We start from the raw sequence: 16,543 nt of genomic DNA, 5'->3' as shown, positions 1-16,543 counted from the left end.
CGCCTGGAAAACCGATGTTAGTTTTCGAACAAGCGAGCCCTTGATGACAGCTCGATAACATCGCAGGTCGGTCCGTTGAGCAAACCCCTTTTCTTCCAAGCCCTCGAAGACGCCTTCGCCGAACTCACCCCCACCGGCAAGAGAGTCGCCGGCTACCTGCTGGCCAATCCGGAAAAGCTGCCCTTCGAGACCGCCGACAGCATTGCCCAACGCACCCAGACCACGGGCATTTCCGTGGGCCGCCTGCTGCGCTCGCTGGGCTATCGCAACCTCGACGACGTCAAGCAGAGCCTGAGGGACGAAGGCCTGGAGGCCTGGCGGATCACCGACCGCTTCAGCGCCTTTCGCCAGCAGAGCGGGCGCAGCGACGCCCTAGATCGCTCCCTGGCCGCCGAGCTGGCGGCCATCGAGGACGTCTACCAGCTGGCACGCGGCCCGGTGTTCGAGCAGGTGGTGCAACAGCTGACGAACGCCGAGGCGGTGTTCATCGCCGGTATCCAGACCACCCGTGGCGTCCTCGGCAGCTTCCACAGCCTGCTGGAATACATCCGCCCCAAGGCCTTCTACGTCGATGGCCTGGCGGGCACCTATGCCGACATCTTCAACAGCGGCTTCGCCCAGCCCTACCTAGTGGTGGCGGACTTCCGCGCCTATTCCAGCGTGACCCGCAAGCTCTGCGAGGCCGCCCGCGATGCCGGGCTGCCCATGGCGCTGATCACCGACTACCACTGCCCCTGGGCCAGGGACTATCCGGCCGAATTGCTGCAACTGCGCCTGGAGGTCGACCAGTTCTGGGATTCCCTGGCGCCCTTGGCCTGCCTGCTGAACCTGCTGGTGTCGGCGGTGGCGGACCGCTCGGGCGACGTGCTGGAGCAGCGCCTGGCGCGCAACCGCGCCCTGCAGCAGCGCTTCGGTCAATTCGAGTGAGCCCAGGCCATCCTCTTCATCCCAAGGAAGCACCCCGTACCGTGAACCACCCAGAACTCGTCGAGATCGACGCCCACCGCTACGACGTGGACATCCACCTGGTCTATGCAACCGCCGCCAATCTCACCGGCCAGGTGCTCTACCAGGATGCCCACTGCCTGCTGCACCGCGATGCCGCGAGCCGGCTACAGCGCGCCAGCGAGCTGGCCCGGCAGGCCGGGCTGCGCCTGCAGGTGCTGGACGCCTATCGCCCGCCCTATGCGCAGGCGCTGCTCTGGCGCGCACTGCCCGATGCCCAGTACGTGAGCGATCCGGCCCAGGGCTCGCACCATAGCCGTGGCGTGGCGGTGGACGTGACCCTGCTGGATGACCGGGGCGTGGCGCTGGACATGGGCACGGGCTTCGACGACATGCGCGAGCTGTCGCACCTGTTCAACCCAGCCGTGCCCGCCGTGGCCCAGCGCAATCGGCTGCTGTTGCTGGGGGTGATGCAGAGCGCCGGCTTCACCTTCATCCCCAGCGAGTGGTGGCACTTCGAGCTACCCGATGCCCGGCGCTATGCGCTGATCGACTATCACCACCTCAGCCAGGAGGAGCTCGCCGCCCTGCTGAACTGATCCGCGTGCGACCGGGTCGCTCGAACCCGGCGCCGCCCGCCCAGGCTCGACCTTTTGCCCCCTGCCGAAACACCCACATCCAAACAATCCGAGGTACCGGCATGCTCTCGTCTTCGCGCTCCTTCGCTTCATCGGCGTCCCGCCTGCTCACCCTGGTTTCCCTGCTGGGCCTGGGCGCCTGGCAACCGGCCAGCGCCGCCACCGCGACCGACACCCTGGTCATCGGCAAGCCAGCCGATCTGCAGACGGTCGACCCGGGCGTGACCTTCGACAACAACGACTGGACGGTGACCTACCCCGCCTACCAGCGCCTGATGCGCTACAAGGTCGAAGACGGCAAGGGCAGTACCGACGTCGAGGGCGACCTGGCCAGCGGCTGGACCGTTTCCCCCGACAATCTGGTGTGGACCTTCACCCTGAAGCCCGGCAACAGGTTCGACGACGGCAGCGAGGTCACCGCCGAGGCGGTCAAGTTTTCCGTCGAGCGCCTGATGAAGCTCAAGCAGGGCCCGTCCAGCATCTTCCCGGCCGACATGACGGTAGCGGTGGTGGATCCCCATACGGTGAAATTCACCCTCCAGAAGCCCTTCGCGCCCTTCCTCTTCGCCCTGGCCCACGACGGCGCCAGCGTGATCAACCCCAAGGTGGCCAGCACCCATGGCAAGGACGTGGACGCCTGGCTGGCCGGCCATACCGCCGGCTCCGGCGCCTATCGCCTGGCCGCCTGGCAGAAGGGCCAGTCGCTGACCCTGGAGCCCAATCCGCACTACGCCGGCAAGGCCCCCACGCTCAAGCAGGTGGTGGTGCGCATCATCGCCGAGCCCTCGGTGCGCCGCCTGCAGCTGGAACAGGGCGACCTGGACATCATCGAGGACCTGCCGGAAGACCAGGTCAAGGCCCTGGCGGAGAAGCCCGGCTTCGTCACCACCGCCTACCCGTCGCTGCGGGTGACCTACCTCTACCTCAACAACAAGCGCGCCCCCATGAACGACGTCCAGGCGCGCAAGGCGGTGGTCGACTCCCTGGATTACCAGGGCATCGTCGACGGCATCGCCATGGGCAAGGCCAAGCTCATGAACGGACCCATCCCGGACGGCATGTGGGGGCATGACCCGAGCCTGCCGCTGCCCAAGCAGGACCTGGACGCCGCCCAGGCCGACCTGGCCAAGGCGCCCAAGATCCGCGAGCTGCAGTTCCTCTATTCGGACAAGGATCCGGCCTGGGAGCCCATCGGCCTGACCCTGCAGGCCGGCCTCAGCGCCCTCGGCGTCAACCTGAAGATGGAAAAGCTGGCCAACGCCACCTTCCGCGAGCGGCTGGGTAGTGGTGACTTCGACGTGGCCATTGGCAACTGGAGCCCGGACTTCGCCGACCCCTACATGTTCATGAACTTCTGGTTCGACAGCGCCAACGCCGGCCTGGCCGGCAACCGTTCCTTCTACAGCAATCCCAAGGTGGACCAGCTGCTGCGCGACGCCGCCAGCGTCAGCGACGTGGCCCAGCGCAAGGCGCTGTACCAGGAGGCGCAGAAGCTCGTGGTGGGCGACGCCGCCTACGCCTACCTCTACCAGAAGGCCTACACGGTGCCGATGCGGGACGCGGTCAAGGGGTACGTGTTCAACCCCATGCTCGAACAGGTCTTCGATTTCGCTGCGATGTCCAAGTAAGGGCGACGGGCGCCGGCCCGCTCCGGCGCCCGCCTCGCGAGGTAAGCCATGGCGTTCTTCCACCTGCTGCGCAAGCAGCTGACCGATATCCTCATCGTGGTCATCGGGGTGTCCCTGATCACCTTCGTCATCTCGCACCTGATCCCCGGCGATCCGGCGCGGCTGATCGCCGGCGAGCGCGCCAGCGACGAGATCGTCGCCGGCATCCGCCACCAGCTGGGCCTGGACCTGCCGCTGTACCAGCAGTACGTCCGCTACATGGGCGACCTGCTGCAGGGCGACCTGGGCCAGTCGATCCGTACCCATCGGCCGGTACTGGACGACCTCCGGCTGTTCTTCCCCGCCACCCTGGAACTGGCCCTGGCGGCGCTGCTGCTGTCGATCCTGATCGGGGTCCCCCTGGGCGTGCTCTCGGCGGTCTACAGCAATCGCTGGATCGACCACCTCAGCCGTACCCTGGCGGTGGCCGGCATCTCCACCCCGGCGTTCTGGCTGGGCCTGGGGCTGATCGTGCTGTTCTACGGCCATCTCGGCTGGCTGCCGGGTGGCGGGCGGCTGGACCAGGGCCTGACACCGCCGCCCACGGTGACCGGCTTCTATCTCATCGACACCCTGCTGGCCGGCGATTTCACTGGTTTCGTCAGCGCCGCCAAGCACCTGCTGCTGCCGGCGGTGACCCTGGCCTTCGTCAACCTCGGCGTGATCACCCGGCAGATCCGCGGCGCCATGCTCGAACAACTGGGCGAGGACTATATCCGCACCGCTCGTGCCTATGGCCTGTCGCAGACCACCGTGGTGCTGCGCCATGCCCTGCCCAATGCGCTGATCCCCTCCATCACGGTGATCGGCCTGGCGCTGGGCGACCTGCTCTATGGCGCGGTGCTGACCGAGACGGTGTTCGCCTGGCCGGGCATGGGCGCCTATGTGGTCAAGTCGATCCAGGCGCTGGATTTTCCGGCGGTGATGGGCTTCGCCATCGTGGTGTCCTTCATCTATGTCCTGCTCAACCGCTTCATCGACCTGCTCTACCGGCTGGTCGATCCCCGTATCGGCAAGGTGAACTAGCATGACGACCCTGACCGTTTTGCGGCCGGCCTGGCAGGAAGGACTCGCCTGGCTGGCCTGGCGCATCCGCCGCAATCCGCTGATGCTCACCGGCCTGGTGATCACCCTGCTGGTGCTGCTGTGCATGGTCGCCGCGCCCTGGCTCGCGCCCTACCCACCCAACGCCCTGAAACTGACCGCCCGCCTGCAGGCGCCGAGCGCCCTGCACTGGTTCGGCACCGACGAAGTCGGCCGCGACCTGCTCAGCCGGGTGATCTACGGCAGCCGCCAATCGGTGGGCGTCGGTCTGTTCGTGGCCTTCGCCGCCTGCGCCAGCGGGGGCCTGCTCGGCTGCCTGTCGGGCATCGTCGGCGGCGCCTTCGACCGCCTGATGATGCGCCTGATGGACATCATCCTCTCGGTGCCTTCGCTGGTATTGATCATGGCATTGGCCGCCGCCCTCGGGCCCAGCCTGTTCAACGCCATGCTGGCCATCACCCTGGTGCGCATCCCCTTCTATGTCCGCCTCGCCCGCGGCCAGACCCTGAGCATCCGCCAGCTGGCCTATGTGCAGGCGGCGCGCACCTTCGGCGCCGGCAAATGGCACCTGGTGCACTGGCACGTGGCGCGCAACGCCCTGCCGCCGCTGCTGGTGCAGTTCAGCCTGGACATCGGCAACGCCATCCTCATGGCCTCGGCGCTGGGCTTCATCGGTCTGGGCGCCCAGCCGCCCACCGCCGAATGGGGGGTGATGGTCGCCAGCGGCCGCAATTTCATCCTCGACCAGTGGTGGTACTCGACCTTCCCGGGCCTGGCGATCCTGGTCACCGCCATCGGCTTCAACCTGCTGGGCGATGGCATCCGCGATCTGCTCGATCCTCGCCAAAGGGGCAAATGACATGGGCCAGCCCGTGCTGCACATCGACCAGCTGAACCTGGAATTCCCCGGCTTTCGCAGCAGCGCCAAGGCGCTCAACGGCGTCAGCCTGAGCGTGGCGCCCGGCGAGATCGTCGGCGTGGTGGGCGAGTCCGGCTCGGGCAAGTCGGTCACCGCCATGCTCACCCTGGGCCTGCTGCCGCGCGACAGCTACCGGGTCACCGGCGGCCGCGTCACCCTGGTGGGCCACGACATGCTGGCGCTGAGCGAGCGCCAGCTGATGGCGGTGCGCGGTCGCGAGGCGGCGATGATCTTCCAGGAGCCGATGACCGCGCTCAACCCGACCCGGCGCATTGGCCGCCAGCTGCTGGACGTGATTCGCCGCCATACCCCCTTGGATACCGCCCAGGCCCGCGCCAAGGCCATCGAGTTGCTCAAGGACATGCACATCGCCGATCCCGAGCAGATCCTCGAACGCTATCCCTTCGAGCTCTCCGGCGGCATGCGCCAGCGCATCATGATCGCCCTGGCCTTCTCCTGCGATCCGCAACTGCTGATCGCCGACGAGCCGACCACGGCGCTGGACGTGACGGTGCAACGCCAGGTCCTGCTGCTGCTCCGCGAGAAGGCGCAGGCCCGGGGTACCGCCATCCTGCTGATCACCCACGACATGGCGCTGGTCGCGCAATTCTGCGACCGCGTCTATGTGATGTACGCCGGCGGTATCGTCGAACAGGGCGCCACGGCCGCGGTGATGCAGGCGCCGCGGCATCCCTATACCCAAGGCCTGCTGGCCTGCCTGCCGGAGAAGGCGGTGCCGGGCAGCGACCTGGCCAGCATCCCCGGGCAGGTGCCCAACCTGGCCCAGCTGCCCAGCGGCTGTAGCTTCAAGGAGCGCTGCGGCCGGCGCCACGAACGCTGCGAGACGCGGCCCGGGCTGCTACCCACCGACACCCCCGATCACCAGAGCGCCTGCTGGCTGCAGGCGGAGAACGCCCTGCTATGAATGCCCCCTCTTCTTCCGTCGCGCCGCTGCTGGAACTCCAGGGCGTCGAGGTGCGCTATCCGGTGGGCCGCGACTGGCTCGGCCGCAGCAAGGGCCAGGCCCACGCCCTCAATGGCATCGACCTGCGGCTGCTCCCTGGCGAAACCCTGGGCGTGCTGGGCGAATCCGGCTGTGGCAAGAGCACCCTCGCCCAGGTGCTGATGGGCCTGGTGGAACCGGCAAGCGGCAGCCTGGTGGGTACCGCCCGCGGCGAGCGCAATATCCAGATCGTCTTCCAGGATCCACAGTCTTCGCTCGACCCGCGCCTGCCGGTGTGGAAGCTGATCACCGAACCCCTGGTGGTGCGCGGCCGCAGGTCCGCCAAGGAGTTGCGCGCCGTCGCCGAACGCCTGGCCCTGCAGGTCGGCATTCGCCCCGAGTACCTGGATCGCCACCCTCACCAGTTCTCCGGCGGCCAGCGCCAGCGTATCGCCATCGCCCGGGCGCTGTCGTCGGATCCGGACGTCATCATCCTCGACGAACCGACCTCGGCGCTGGATATCTCGGTGCAGGCGCAGATCCTCAACCTGCTGGCCCAGCTGCAGCGCGAGCGCGGCCTGACCTTCGTGCTGATCTCCCACAACGTCTCGGTGGTGCGTCATCTGGCCAATCGGGTGGCAGTGATGTACCTGGGGCAGATCGTCGAGCTGGGCAGCGCGGAGCAGGTGCTGGAGTGGCCCAGCCACCCCTACACCCGGCTCCTGCTGGACGCGGTGCCGCGCCTGGACCAGCCCTTGACCGGCGACGCTGCCGCCCAGCGCACCGAGTTGCCGGGCAACCGGGTACTGCCCAGTGGCTGCTTCTTTCGGGATCGCTGCCCGCAGGCCGGGGCGGGTTGTGAAAGGCCACAGGCATTGCGGCCGGCTACCGGGGTGGAGGTACGCTGCCATCGCGCGGCGGGACTGGCTTCGCCGCTGGACAGGGCTGCGCTGGCCTGAGCAGGCGCTCAGCCGGCGCGGAAGATCAGATAGTCTTCCCAGTCATCCTCGGCCACCTGGGTCTCGCTGAGCATGCGGCCGGACTGGGAGATGCCGGCCTGGTGCACTGCCTGGGGATCGTCGCAGATCAGCGGGTGCCATTCGGGCAGGTCCTTGCCCTCGGCCACCAGGCGATAGCCGCAGGTGGGCGGCAGCCAGGCGAACTGGTCGGCCTGGGCCGGGGTGAGCTGGATGCAATCGGGGACGAAGCGGGTGCGCTCGGCGTAGCGGCTGCACTGGCAGGTCTTGAGGTCGAGCAGCTTGCAGGCGATGCGCGTGTAGTAGACGGCGCCGTCGTCCTCGTCTTCCAGTTTCTGCAGGCAGCACAGGCCACAGCCGTCGCACAGCGATTCCCATTCCTGGGCATCGAGCTGGTCGAGGGTCTTGCGCTTCCAGAACGGCTGGGTGATGGCGGCCATGGCAGGGGTCGTGGCAAAGGACGGGGCGCGCAGTCTAGTGCCGCCGGCGGCGAGCGCCAAGCACCGTTCGCGCCCTTGTCGGTTCCGCCCAGCCGGATTACCGTGCGGGACTCCCCTTTCCCAACGTGGTGAAGCCATGACCAGTAGCAGCCGTACCCCCCAATACCCCGTCGACGAACAATTCGTGCAGCGCTGGTCGCCGCGCGCCTTCACGCCGGTCGAGATCGAGGAAGACACCCTGCTCGGTTTCATCGAGGCCGCGCGCTGGGCGCCGTCCGCCTTCAACGCCCAGCCCTGGCGTTTCCTCTATGCCCGGCGCGGCGATGCCCACTGGGAGCTGTTCCTGAGCCTGCTGGCCGAATTCAACCGCGGCTGGGCCCAGCAGGCCTCGGCGCTGGTGATCATCCTGTCGAAGACCACCCACACCCGCGCCGGCAGCGGCGAGGAAGTGCCCTTCCCCAGCCACAGCTTCGACGCCGGCGCCGCCTGGGCCTACCTGGCGCTGCAGGCCACCAACGCCGGCTGGCACGCCCACGGCATGGCCGGCATCGACCGCGAGGGTATCCAGCGTGAATTGAAGGTACCGGCCGAGTTCAAGGTCGAGCTGGCCGTGGCCATCGGCAAGCTGGGCGACAAGGCCAGCCTGCCGGAATCGCTGCAGGGCCGCGAGTTGCCCAGCCCCCGCCTGAAGATCGAAGAGCTGGCCGCCGCCGGTCCCTATACCCTCGGCTGACTGGCGAGATCGACGGCGCCGCGCAGGGGTTGCCCCTGCTGCAGGCGCTGGAGGTTGTCGAGGAACAGTCGTACCGCGGCCTCCGGTGGCGTGGGTCCGGCGACATGGGCGGTGAGTTGCAGGTTGGGCGCGCGCCAGAAGGGATGCTCCTGGGGCAGCGGCTCCTGGCGAAACACGTCCAGCACCGCACCGGCGAGGTGTCCACTCTGCAGCGCGGCGATCAGATCGGCATCCACCACGCTGGTGCCCCGCCCGGCATTGATGAACAGGGCACCGGCGGGCAGCGCGGCGAAGAAGGCCGCGTCATAGAGATCCCGGGTGCTGGCACTGTCCGGCAGCAGGTTGACCACGACGTCCGCGTCCCGCGCGGCGGTGTGCAGTTCCGCCAGGGTCACGACCTGCGCAAAGCCGGGCACGGACCTTAGGCTACGGGCCACGCCGGTGATCCGCATGCCGAAGGGCGCGAACAGGCGGGCGATGTCCTGCCCGATGTCCCCTGCCCCGACCAGCAACAGGCGCCGTCCGGCCAGGGTGCCCGGGGCGCGGGTATCCCAGTGGCCTTGGCGCTGGCTGAGCTGACGCTGCGCGACCTGGCGTTCGTGGTGCAGCAGGTAGGTCAGCACGTATTCGCCGATGCTCTGGCCGAACAGCCCCACCGCCCGGCTGAAGCGGTAGTCGTCAGGCAGGTCCGCGGCCAGCAGCGGCGCATAGCCGGCCCAGGTGGATTGCAGCCAGAGCGGCGTGACGCCCGTACGCAGCAGCGCCGCCGCGCGGTCGGGCTGGCCGAGCCAGTAGCACGACTGCCCAGCCAGGCGCCGCGCCTCGGCCGGGTCGGCCGGACTGAGCAGTTCCAGGCCGGGCGCCAGGCGCTGCCAGGCCGCCAGATAGCCGTCGGGCTGGTCCTCCAGCAGCAGGACCGCTGTCATAGCGGATCGTTGAGCCGCAGCAGTTCTTCGGGCAGGTGCTCGATATAGTCGTCGCGCTCCAGCTCCGGCGGCGGCATCTGCAGGTGGTAGCCCTGCTTGTCGATGTTCTCCAGCACCTTGGCGACGTCTTCCCGGGCCAGCTTGCGCTCCGGGGTCAGCACGAACTCGAAGGCCAGCGCCGGGGGCCCGAAAGCCGTGAGCAGGCCTTCGGGGACGCGGGTCAGGCCCTTGAGCTTGTCGACATAGAGGTACATTTCCGGCTTGCGCGGGCTGCGGTAGATGGAGCAGAGCAATTTCATGGGGTGTCTTCCAGGGGCGCAGCGGTACTGCGCTGCGCGTGCAGGTGATCGAGAAGGGCCTGGCCGAAGCGTTCGCGGCGCCAACCGCGGAGGTTGTCGGGCAGCCGGTAGTCGCCGTCGGGCCAGCCGGTGCGCAGCAGGGCCTCGAGCACCTTCTTGCGCAGCATCAGCTCCGGCGCCATGCCCAGCGCCGCGGCATCCCGCTCACCGATGGCGCGCAAGGCCTTGAGCAGCGGCGAGACCTCGTGGGGCAAGGGCTCGGACTGCAGCTCGGGCCACTGGTCGGCGGGGGTGGCGGCGCCCTCGGCGATCAGCTCCAGCAGGGTATCGCCATCCTGGCGCACGGTACGCGGGTGCATGTCGTCGATACGGGCCAGGGCCTGCTTGTCATCGGGCTGGAACCGCGCCAGCGGCCACAGCGAGCGTTCGCGCAGGACGTGGTTACGCGGCTGGTCGCGCTCGCGGGCAGTGACCTCGCGCCACTGGCAGAGCACCCGCAGCACGGCCAGTTGCTGGCGCGACAGGCGCCAGGCCAGCTTGACCTCGCGATAGGCCTCCCAGGGATCGCTGGTGCGGCGCAGATTGGCCACCAGCTCGGCGCCATCCTCCAGCAGCCAGGCGCGGCGGCGCTCGTCCAGGCGGGCATCGAGCCGGCGATAGAGCTCGGCCAGGTGGGTGACGTCAGCCGCCGCATAGCGCTCCTGCAAGGGCGTCAGCGGCCGCTGCAGCCAGTCGGAGCGGGTCTCGTCCTTGGGCAGGTCGATCTGCAGCACCTCGGCCACCAGGCGCGAATAGCCCATGGAGTGCGCCAGCCCCAGGTAGGCGGCCGCCAGCTGGGTGTCGTACAGCGGTTGCGGCAGGCTGCCGGTCAGGCGCAGCAGGACTTCCAGGTCTTCGCTGCAGGCGTGCAGCACCTTGACCACCGCCTGGTCTTCCAGCAGTGCGGCGAAGGACGTCCAGTCACCGATGCACAGGGGATCGACCAGGTAGGCCTGCTCGCCGTCGCCGATCTGGATCAGGCCGGCCTTGGGATAGAAGGTGTCGACCCGCATGAATTCGGTGTCGAGGGCGATGAAGGGCAAGGTCTGGCAACGCTGGCACAGGGCCGCCAGCGCCGCATCGTCGCGGATCCAGTGAGGGGCAGAAGTCAAGGGCGCACTCCGAACGTAGGAGTCGACAGTATAAGCCACCCGGGCGAGATCGACGGGACCCATCGCAGGGCCTTGCGGACGTCCCGGCGCATGACGTTCAGCGGCTTGGCAGGCCGGTTCGTCGGCTGAACGCCGGCTGACCGCCCCGAACCAAACGTGACCGAATAGTTTTTTTTGTATTCGCAAGCGGGGCCTGCTAAAAGCTGAATGTGCGCAGGTACTCACTCGGACATGGGGATCCGCGGAGCCAGGCGCTTCTCGCCTTTCAATGGAGCTGCAAGAGCATGAAAACAATAAAACTGACCCTACTTGCAATGGCCGTCTCGAGCGCTTCCGGCTATGCCCTGGCCAACGGCCTGGCCATCAACGAACAGAGTGTCAGCGGCATGGGGACCTCCTTCGCCGGACGCTCTTCCTCCGCGCAGGACGCCTCGACCATCTATGGCAACCCGGCCGGCATGTCCCGCCTGGGCCGCGAGGTGTCCCTGGGTGGCGCCTACATCCACGCCAAGGTCGACATCAAGGACGTCAACGCCCGTTATGCCAACGGCCAGCAGGTGCCGGGCAGCAACGACGGCGACATGGTGCCCAACTCGGTGGTGCCCTTCGGCTACTTCGTCACCCCGGTGGATGACCGCCTGCACTTCGGCCTGGGGGTGTACGTCCCCTATGCGCTGATCAGCAACTACGAGCACGCCTTCCAGGGCCGCTACCAGGGCCAGGCGAGCAAGGTGGAAGTCATCACCGTGCAGCCCACCGTCAGCTACAAGATCACCGATAAGGTCTCCATCGGCTTCGGTCCGACCATCAACCGCATCGAAGGCAAGCTCAACAGCAACCTGACCGCCAACGCCTTCGGCGGCGGCGATGCCCAGGTCAAGATCGACGGCGACGATACCGCCTATGGCTTCAACGTCGGCGTCCTGGCCGACCTCACCGACGACCTGACCTTCGGCCTGACCTATCACTCCAAGGTCAGCTACAAGCTCAAGGGCAATACCGAGGTCACCGGGGCCGGCAGCGCCAGCCCGACCCTCAACAGCATTCTCACCCGGCTCAATGGCAAGTACGACGCCAACCTGAACCTGACCCTGCCGGAAAGCAGCGATGCCTCCTTCACCTATCGCCTGAACAACGACTGGACACTTTACGCCGGGGCGACCTGGACGCGCTGGAGCCGCCTGCAGTCCATCACCGTGGAAAACGAAGGCACCCCCACCCTGCCGACGCTGGGCAATCGTCTCGGCGAGATCACCGAGGAATTCAACTGGAAGGACACCTGGTCCTATGCGGTAGGCGCCGCCTACCAGCTGAATCCGCAGTGGGTGCTGCGCGCCGGCATGGCCCTGGACCCGTCGCCGGTGGACAACGCCGATCGCAACGTGCGCGTCCCGGTGGGTGATCGCAAGACCTTCTCCCTGGGCGCGGGCTGGTCCCCGACCAAGGAGATGACCATCGACGTGGCCTATGCCTACCTCTGGGAAGACAACGTCAAGGTCAACCGCGCGCCCGATGCCCTGCGTGGCGGCTACAGTGCCAAGTACGACAACAGTGCCCACGGCCTGGGTGCCCAGCTGACCTATCGCTTCTAAGCAGCGGGGTCCGCGACCGAAGCCGCCGCCAGGCGGCTTCTTGCATTCCGGCGGCTGGTCAGTCCAGCCGTACCACCACCTTGCCGAAGGCACCACGGCCCAGATGGTCCAGGGCCGCGGGCAGTTCGGCCAGGGGGTAGTCGGCGTCCACGACCGGGCTGATACCCGCCCGGTCGATCCAGCGCACCAGGTCTTCCAGGGCTCGGCGGTTGCCCACCGCGACGCCCTGGAGCCGGGCCCGCTTGGCGAACAGGGGCGCGCAGGGCACCTGCAACTGGAAGCCTTCCAGTACCCCGACCACGGCGATCGTCCCGCCGGGCGCCAAGGCATCCAGGGTCCGGCCCAGGTCGCCGCCGGCCAGCTCCACGGCGATGTCCACCCCGCGGCCCCCGGTGGCCTGCCAGACCTGCTCGGCCCAGTCGGCCCGGTTGCGATCCACTACCCGCTGGATACCCAGGGCCAGGGCACGTTCGCGCTTGGCGGCGCTGGCGCTGGTCAGCACCACCTGGGCGCCGCGGCTGAGGGCGAGCTGGGCGGCGAACAGGGCCACCCCGCCGCTGCCCTGCACCAGCACCCACTGCCCGGCCTGCAAGCGGCCCACCTCGATCAGGCTGTGCCAGGCGGTGAGACCGGCACAGGTCAGGGTGCTGGCGCCCACCGCATCCAGGGTCTCGGGCGCGGCGACGAGATGGTCCTCGTGCACCCGGACGAATTCGCTCAGTACCCCGGGCAGCTCGGCACTGCCGAAGGCCGCATCGGGCGCCTGGCCAGGCAAGGGCTCGTCGAGCCAGTCGCGCCAGAAGGTGTTGATCACCCGCTGGCCCAGCCGCACCCGGTTCACCGCCGGACCCAGGGCCACCACCTCGCCGGCCAGGTCCGAGCCGGGCACCAGGGGAAAGCGCAGCGCACTGCCCATGCCATTCTCCAGGATCAGGCGGTCGCGATAGTTGAGGGAGACCGCGGCGACGCGCACCAGCACCTCGTGAGGACCGGGCGCCGGCAGCGGCACCTCGGCCAGGCGCAGGTGGGTGGCGCCGTAGTCGTGCAATTGCCATTGCCTGGCGGTGGTGGGGAGCATGGGCTGTTCCTTTCGCTGGGAGAGTCACGACCAGCTTATTGGATAGCCCCTGGCACCGGTTGCGCGTTAAATTCGCAACATCGAATAACCCCAAGCGACAATCCCATGATCCGAGCAGACTCCCTGGGCGGTATCGCCGCCTTCGTCCAGGCCGTGCAGTCGGGCAACTTCAGCAGTGCGGCGCAGCGCCTGCACCTCTCGCGTTCGGCAGTGGGCAAGGCCGTGGCCCGCCTGGAAGAGCAGCTGGGCGTACCGCTGTTCCAGCGCACCACGCGCAGCCAGCGCCTGACCCTGGAGGGCGAGCTGTTCTATCAGCGCTGCCTGCGCATCCTGGCCGAGCTGGAGGGCGCCGAGGACGAGCTGGCCCACGGCCGCCAGACGCCGCGGGGCCGCCTGCGGCTGAGCATGCCGGTGCTGCTGGGACGCCGCTGCCTGGCGCCGATTCTGCTGGAGCTGGCCGAGCGCTGGCCGGAGCTGCAGTTCGAGCTGTCCTTCAACGATCGCAAGGTGGACCTGCTGGAAGAAGGCGTCGACCTCGCCATCCGCAGCGGCCCGCTGGACGATACGCCCGGCCTGCGCGCCCGCCGGTTGGGCGAGGACCTGATGGTAGTCTGCGCCGCGCCCGCCTGGCTGGCGCGACAGGGCACGCCCCGTACCCTCGACGAGCTGGCGACCCACCCAGCCGTGCTCTACAGCCGTGGTGCCGAGGGCGCGAGCTGGATCTTCGAGGAGGCCAACGGCCGCCTGCGGGAGGTACGCCCACCCGCCCGGCTGCTGCTGGACGATCTCGACGCCATGCTCCTGGCCGCCTGCCGCGGCCTCGGCGTGACCCGCCTGCCGAACTGGCTGGTCGACGCGGCCCTGCGCGAGGGCCAGCTGGTCGCCCTGAGCTTCGCCGAGCAGGCCCGGCCCATCGTGATTCAGGCGGTCTGGCCCGACACCCGGCAACTACCTTTCCGCGTCCGCCTGGTGCTCGACGAGCTGGTCGAGCGCCTGCCGCCCCTGCTCGCCGCGCCGTCCGTCAGGCCCTGAGCTGCCAGTAGCCCTGCGCCTGCTCGGCGTACCACTGCTGGAAGTCGTCCAGCGACAGGGCACCGGCGGCCAGTTGACCCTGGATCTGGTCGCACCCCAGGTCGGTGAGCACCTGCAGCGCCGCGGGGGTCTCCACCCCTTCGGCCACCACCCGCAGTCCGCGCAGCTGCCCGAGCTGGACCAGCAGGCGAATCACCTCCTGGTCGCCCGGCAGGTGGCAGTGCTCGATGAACTGGCGATCGATCTTCAGCTCGTCGATGGGAAAGCTGCTGAGGCAGGCCAGCGAGGAATGCCCCGCACCGAAGTCGTCCAGGGACAGCTCGAAGCCCATCGCCTTGAGCTGGCGCAGGCAGTCGAGCACCTGCACCGGATTGCTCATGGCGCGGGACTCGGTGATCTCCAGGCAGAAGCCGCAGGCGACGGCGCCGGTCTCGTCCAGCAGCCGGCCGATGCGGCCGATGAACGCCGGGTGCTCGAGGTCGAGCAGCGAGAGATTGACGTTGAGCTTGAGCGCCCCCAGCTGGCGCTCGCGCTGCAGATGCATGCAGCGTTCCAGTACCCAGAGGGTGATGTCGCAGATCTTGCGGCTCTGCTCGGCGATGCCGACGAAGGCGTCCGGCTTGAGCAGCCCCAGTTCCGGGTGTTGCCAGCGGATCAGTACCTCGGCACCCTCGACGCGGCCATCCGGCAGGCCGATCTTGGGTTGCAGGTAAAGGCGCAGCTGGTCGTGGTCCACCGCCAGGTCCAGGGCGTCGAGCAGGGCGATGCCCAGTTGGCGCTGGCGTTCCTGGTCCGGGTCGTGGAAGGCATAGGGGAGCTGCTGGCGGCGCGCGTCCTGCAGGGCCGTCTCGGCATTGGCCAGCAGGGCTTCGGCGCTGCCGCCATGCTCCGGGTAGCAGGCGATGCCGAAGGTGATGCGCAGGGAGACGCGCTGGTTGCCGCTGACGAAGGGCTTCTCCACCAGGTTGCGCAGGGACAGCAGCGCGGCGTCCGCCGAGCCGCGGTCGAACCAGGGCAGCAACAGCACGAAGGTATCGGCGCCGATCCGCGCCACGCCATTCTCCTCCGGCGCGGCGACCCGCAACCGGCGCGCCAGGTGGCGCAGGATCTTGTCGCCGCCTTCCTGGCCGAGCAGTTCGTTGATGTTGCGGAAGTTGGCCACGTCGAGCAGCAGCACGGCGAAACGCCCGGCCGCGGCGCGTTCGAGGCGCTGGCGGATTTCCAGTACCAGCCGTACCTGGTTGGGCAGCCGCGTGAGCATGTCGCGAAACGCCAGCTGGCTGATGCGGCGCTCGCGAGCGGCCAGGGCGGCACCCATCTGGTTCATGGCGCGGCCCAGGCGGCCGACCGGATCGCGCCCTTCCTTCAAGCCGAGCTGGTAGTCGCCATCGGCGATGCGCTCGGTGGCCTGGCCGAGGCGCGCGAGATAGCGATTGAGGGCACCGGCCAGGATCCGGCTGACCAGCGCGCCCATGGCGAAGATCAGCGCCCCGATGAGCAGCGACTCCAGCAGAGCCGACTGCTCTGCCGCTGCTATTCCTTCCATGAACATGTCCGCCCCTATGACGACTGCTTGCCCGTCCTGCCCGGGAATGGCCAGGAACAGGGAACGGAAACTGCCAAAGTTATCCTGGTATTCCGCGAAGCGCGGTTGATGATCGATGAAGACCGCCGCGAGTTCCGGGGGTGCCTGATCGTACAGCTGGCGATAGTCGCCGAAGTAGCCGACGCGGATCTCTTCCTCGCTGGCCGAATCCATGATGAAGCGAATGTCCGAGCCTTCCTTGACGAAGGCGTAGAGCGAGGCCAGGCCGGCCTTGCGGGCATAGCGATCGAGGCTGATCAGCATGCGCCGGTAGCGCTCGGGATCGGCCTTGGCCGGGTCCTGCAACAGAGCCAGATAGTCATCGCCGACGATCTCGGGCAGCGCCAGGGCCGCGCTCATCAGGCGATAGTCGATGCTCTGGCTGCTGGTGTCACGGGCCTGCTGGTAGCTGTTCAGGGTGAACAGCAGGGTGCCCAGGGCATCGACCAGGATGAACGCCAGGAAGAATTTGGCGAACAGGCTGCGCGGTTTGAGGCGAAGCAGCGTCGCGGGGACGCTTTCCTTGATCGAACCGGCGCCTTGGGACGCATCGGGCATTGGGGCTCCTTGTCCA

Annotated in this window: 16 protein-coding genes; 10 read left to right on the top strand and 6 right to left on the bottom strand. The window is 68.2% G+C overall.

Annotated features, from left to right (window positions below; translation table 11 throughout):
* The first annotated feature begins 75 nt into the window (after positions 1-75).
* The 7 genes from FSV73_RS05755 (at position 76) to FSV73_RS05725 (ending at position 7,115) form a co-directional block, all read left to right on the top strand.
* Complete coding sequence (locus FSV73_RS05755; protein WP_145005209.1) at positions 76-927, top strand: MurR/RpiR family transcriptional regulator; 852 nt, start codon at positions 76-78, stop codon at positions 925-927.
* 41 nt (positions 928-968) lie between these two features.
* Positions 969-1,544 carry a D-alanyl-D-alanine dipeptidase gene (gene ddpX / locus FSV73_RS05750; protein ID WP_145005205.1) on the top strand — a complete coding sequence of 192 codons (576 nt, stop codon included), beginning with the start codon at positions 969-971 and terminating at the stop codon, positions 1,542-1,544.
* A gap of 101 nt (positions 1,545-1,645) precedes the next feature.
* Positions 1,646-3,211, top strand: a complete 1,566-nt coding sequence (locus tag FSV73_RS05745) for an ABC transporter substrate-binding protein (protein WP_145005202.1) — start codon at positions 1,646-1,648, stop codon at positions 3,209-3,211.
* A 48-nt stretch (positions 3,212-3,259) separates the two neighbouring features.
* Entirely contained in the window at positions 3,260-4,276 is a 1,017-nt protein-coding gene (locus FSV73_RS05740; protein ID WP_145005199.1) for an ABC transporter permease, read from the top strand.
* Between the two features lies 1 nt (position 4,277).
* Positions 4,278-5,153 carry a D,D-dipeptide ABC transporter permease gene (gene ddpC / locus FSV73_RS05735; RefSeq protein WP_145005196.1) on the top strand — a complete coding sequence of 292 codons (876 nt, stop codon included), beginning with the start codon at positions 4,278-4,280 and terminating at the stop codon, positions 5,151-5,153.
* A 1-nt stretch (position 5,154) separates the two neighbouring features.
* The gene (locus FSV73_RS05730; protein WP_145005194.1) at positions 5,155-6,138 is read left to right on the top strand and encodes an ABC transporter ATP-binding protein; all 984 of its coding nucleotides are present in this window, start codon (positions 5,155-5,157) and stop codon (positions 6,136-6,138) included.
* Entirely contained in the window at positions 6,135-7,115 is a 981-nt protein-coding gene (locus tag FSV73_RS05725) for an oligopeptide/dipeptide ABC transporter ATP-binding protein (RefSeq protein ID WP_145005191.1), read from the top strand. The genes FSV73_RS05730 and FSV73_RS05725 overlap by 4 nt, the downstream gene beginning before the upstream one ends.
* 8 nt (positions 7,116-7,123) lie before the next feature.
* Here FSV73_RS05725 and FSV73_RS05720 read toward each other — a convergent pair whose 3' ends face one another.
* Positions 7,124-7,573, bottom strand: coding sequence for a YcgN family cysteine cluster protein (locus tag FSV73_RS05720; protein ID WP_145005188.1), 450 nt, complete (start codon positions 7,571-7,573; stop codon positions 7,124-7,126).
* 136 nt (positions 7,574-7,709) lie between these two features.
* On the opposite strand from FSV73_RS05720, the gene FSV73_RS05715 reads away from it, so the two are divergent.
* A complete protein-coding gene (locus tag FSV73_RS05715; protein ID WP_145005185.1) occupies positions 7,710-8,306 on the top strand; it encodes a nitroreductase family protein in 597 nt (198 codons plus the stop codon).
* On the opposite strand, the gene FSV73_RS05710 is transcribed toward FSV73_RS05715, so the two are convergent.
* The 3 genes from FSV73_RS05710 to rnd are packed head-to-tail and all read right to left on the bottom strand — an operon-like array spanning position 8,291 to position 10,682.
* Entirely contained in the window at positions 8,291-9,232 is a 942-nt protein-coding gene (locus FSV73_RS05710; RefSeq protein WP_145005181.1) for a D-2-hydroxyacid dehydrogenase, read from the bottom strand. The two genes, FSV73_RS05715 and FSV73_RS05710, sit on opposite strands and share 16 nt — an antisense overlap.
* Positions 9,229-9,531 carry a YcgL domain-containing protein gene (locus FSV73_RS05705; RefSeq protein WP_058783728.1) on the bottom strand — a complete coding sequence of 101 codons (303 nt, stop codon included), beginning with the start codon at positions 9,529-9,531 and terminating at the stop codon, positions 9,229-9,231. Before FSV73_RS05705 ends, FSV73_RS05710 begins: the two co-directional genes overlap by 4 nt.
* Positions 9,528-10,682 carry a ribonuclease D gene (rnd, locus tag FSV73_RS05700; RefSeq protein WP_145005178.1) on the bottom strand — a complete coding sequence of 385 codons (1,155 nt, stop codon included), beginning with the start codon at positions 10,680-10,682 and terminating at the stop codon, positions 9,528-9,530. Before rnd ends, FSV73_RS05705 begins: the two co-directional genes overlap by 4 nt.
* Before the next feature lie 284 nt (positions 10,683-10,966).
* Between rnd and FSV73_RS05695 the strand changes: the two genes are divergently transcribed.
* Positions 10,967-12,274 carry an OmpP1/FadL family transporter gene (locus tag FSV73_RS05695; RefSeq protein WP_186309166.1) on the top strand — a complete coding sequence of 436 codons (1,308 nt, stop codon included), beginning with the start codon at positions 10,967-10,969 and terminating at the stop codon, positions 12,272-12,274.
* A 58-nt stretch (positions 12,275-12,332) separates the two neighbouring features.
* On the opposite strand, the gene FSV73_RS05690 is transcribed toward FSV73_RS05695, so the two are convergent.
* Positions 12,333-13,352 carry a zinc-dependent alcohol dehydrogenase family protein gene (locus FSV73_RS05690; RefSeq protein WP_145005175.1) on the bottom strand — a complete coding sequence of 340 codons (1,020 nt, stop codon included), beginning with the start codon at positions 13,350-13,352 and terminating at the stop codon, positions 12,333-12,335.
* A gap of 105 nt (positions 13,353-13,457) precedes the next feature.
* Here FSV73_RS05690 and FSV73_RS05685 point away from each other — a divergent pair, with 105 nt between their 5' ends.
* Positions 13,458-14,384, top strand: a complete 927-nt coding sequence (locus FSV73_RS05685) for a LysR family transcriptional regulator (RefSeq protein WP_145005172.1) — start codon at positions 13,458-13,460, stop codon at positions 14,382-14,384.
* Here FSV73_RS05685 and FSV73_RS05680 read toward each other — a convergent pair.
* Complete coding sequence (locus tag FSV73_RS05680) at positions 14,374-16,527, bottom strand: putative bifunctional diguanylate cyclase/phosphodiesterase (RefSeq protein ID WP_145005169.1); 2,154 nt, start codon at positions 16,525-16,527, stop codon at positions 14,374-14,376. The two genes, FSV73_RS05685 and FSV73_RS05680, sit on opposite strands and share 11 nt — an antisense overlap.
* Between the last annotated feature and the right edge of the window lie 16 nt (positions 16,528-16,543).

The sequence above is a fragment of the Pseudomonas oryzihabitans genome (assembly GCF_007665395.1).
Lineage (GTDB): Bacteria > Pseudomonadota > Gammaproteobacteria > Pseudomonadales > Pseudomonadaceae > Chryseomonas > Chryseomonas psychrotolerans_C.
Note: the sequence above shows the minus strand (reverse complement) of the source record. Positions and strands in the feature narration are given on the sequence as shown.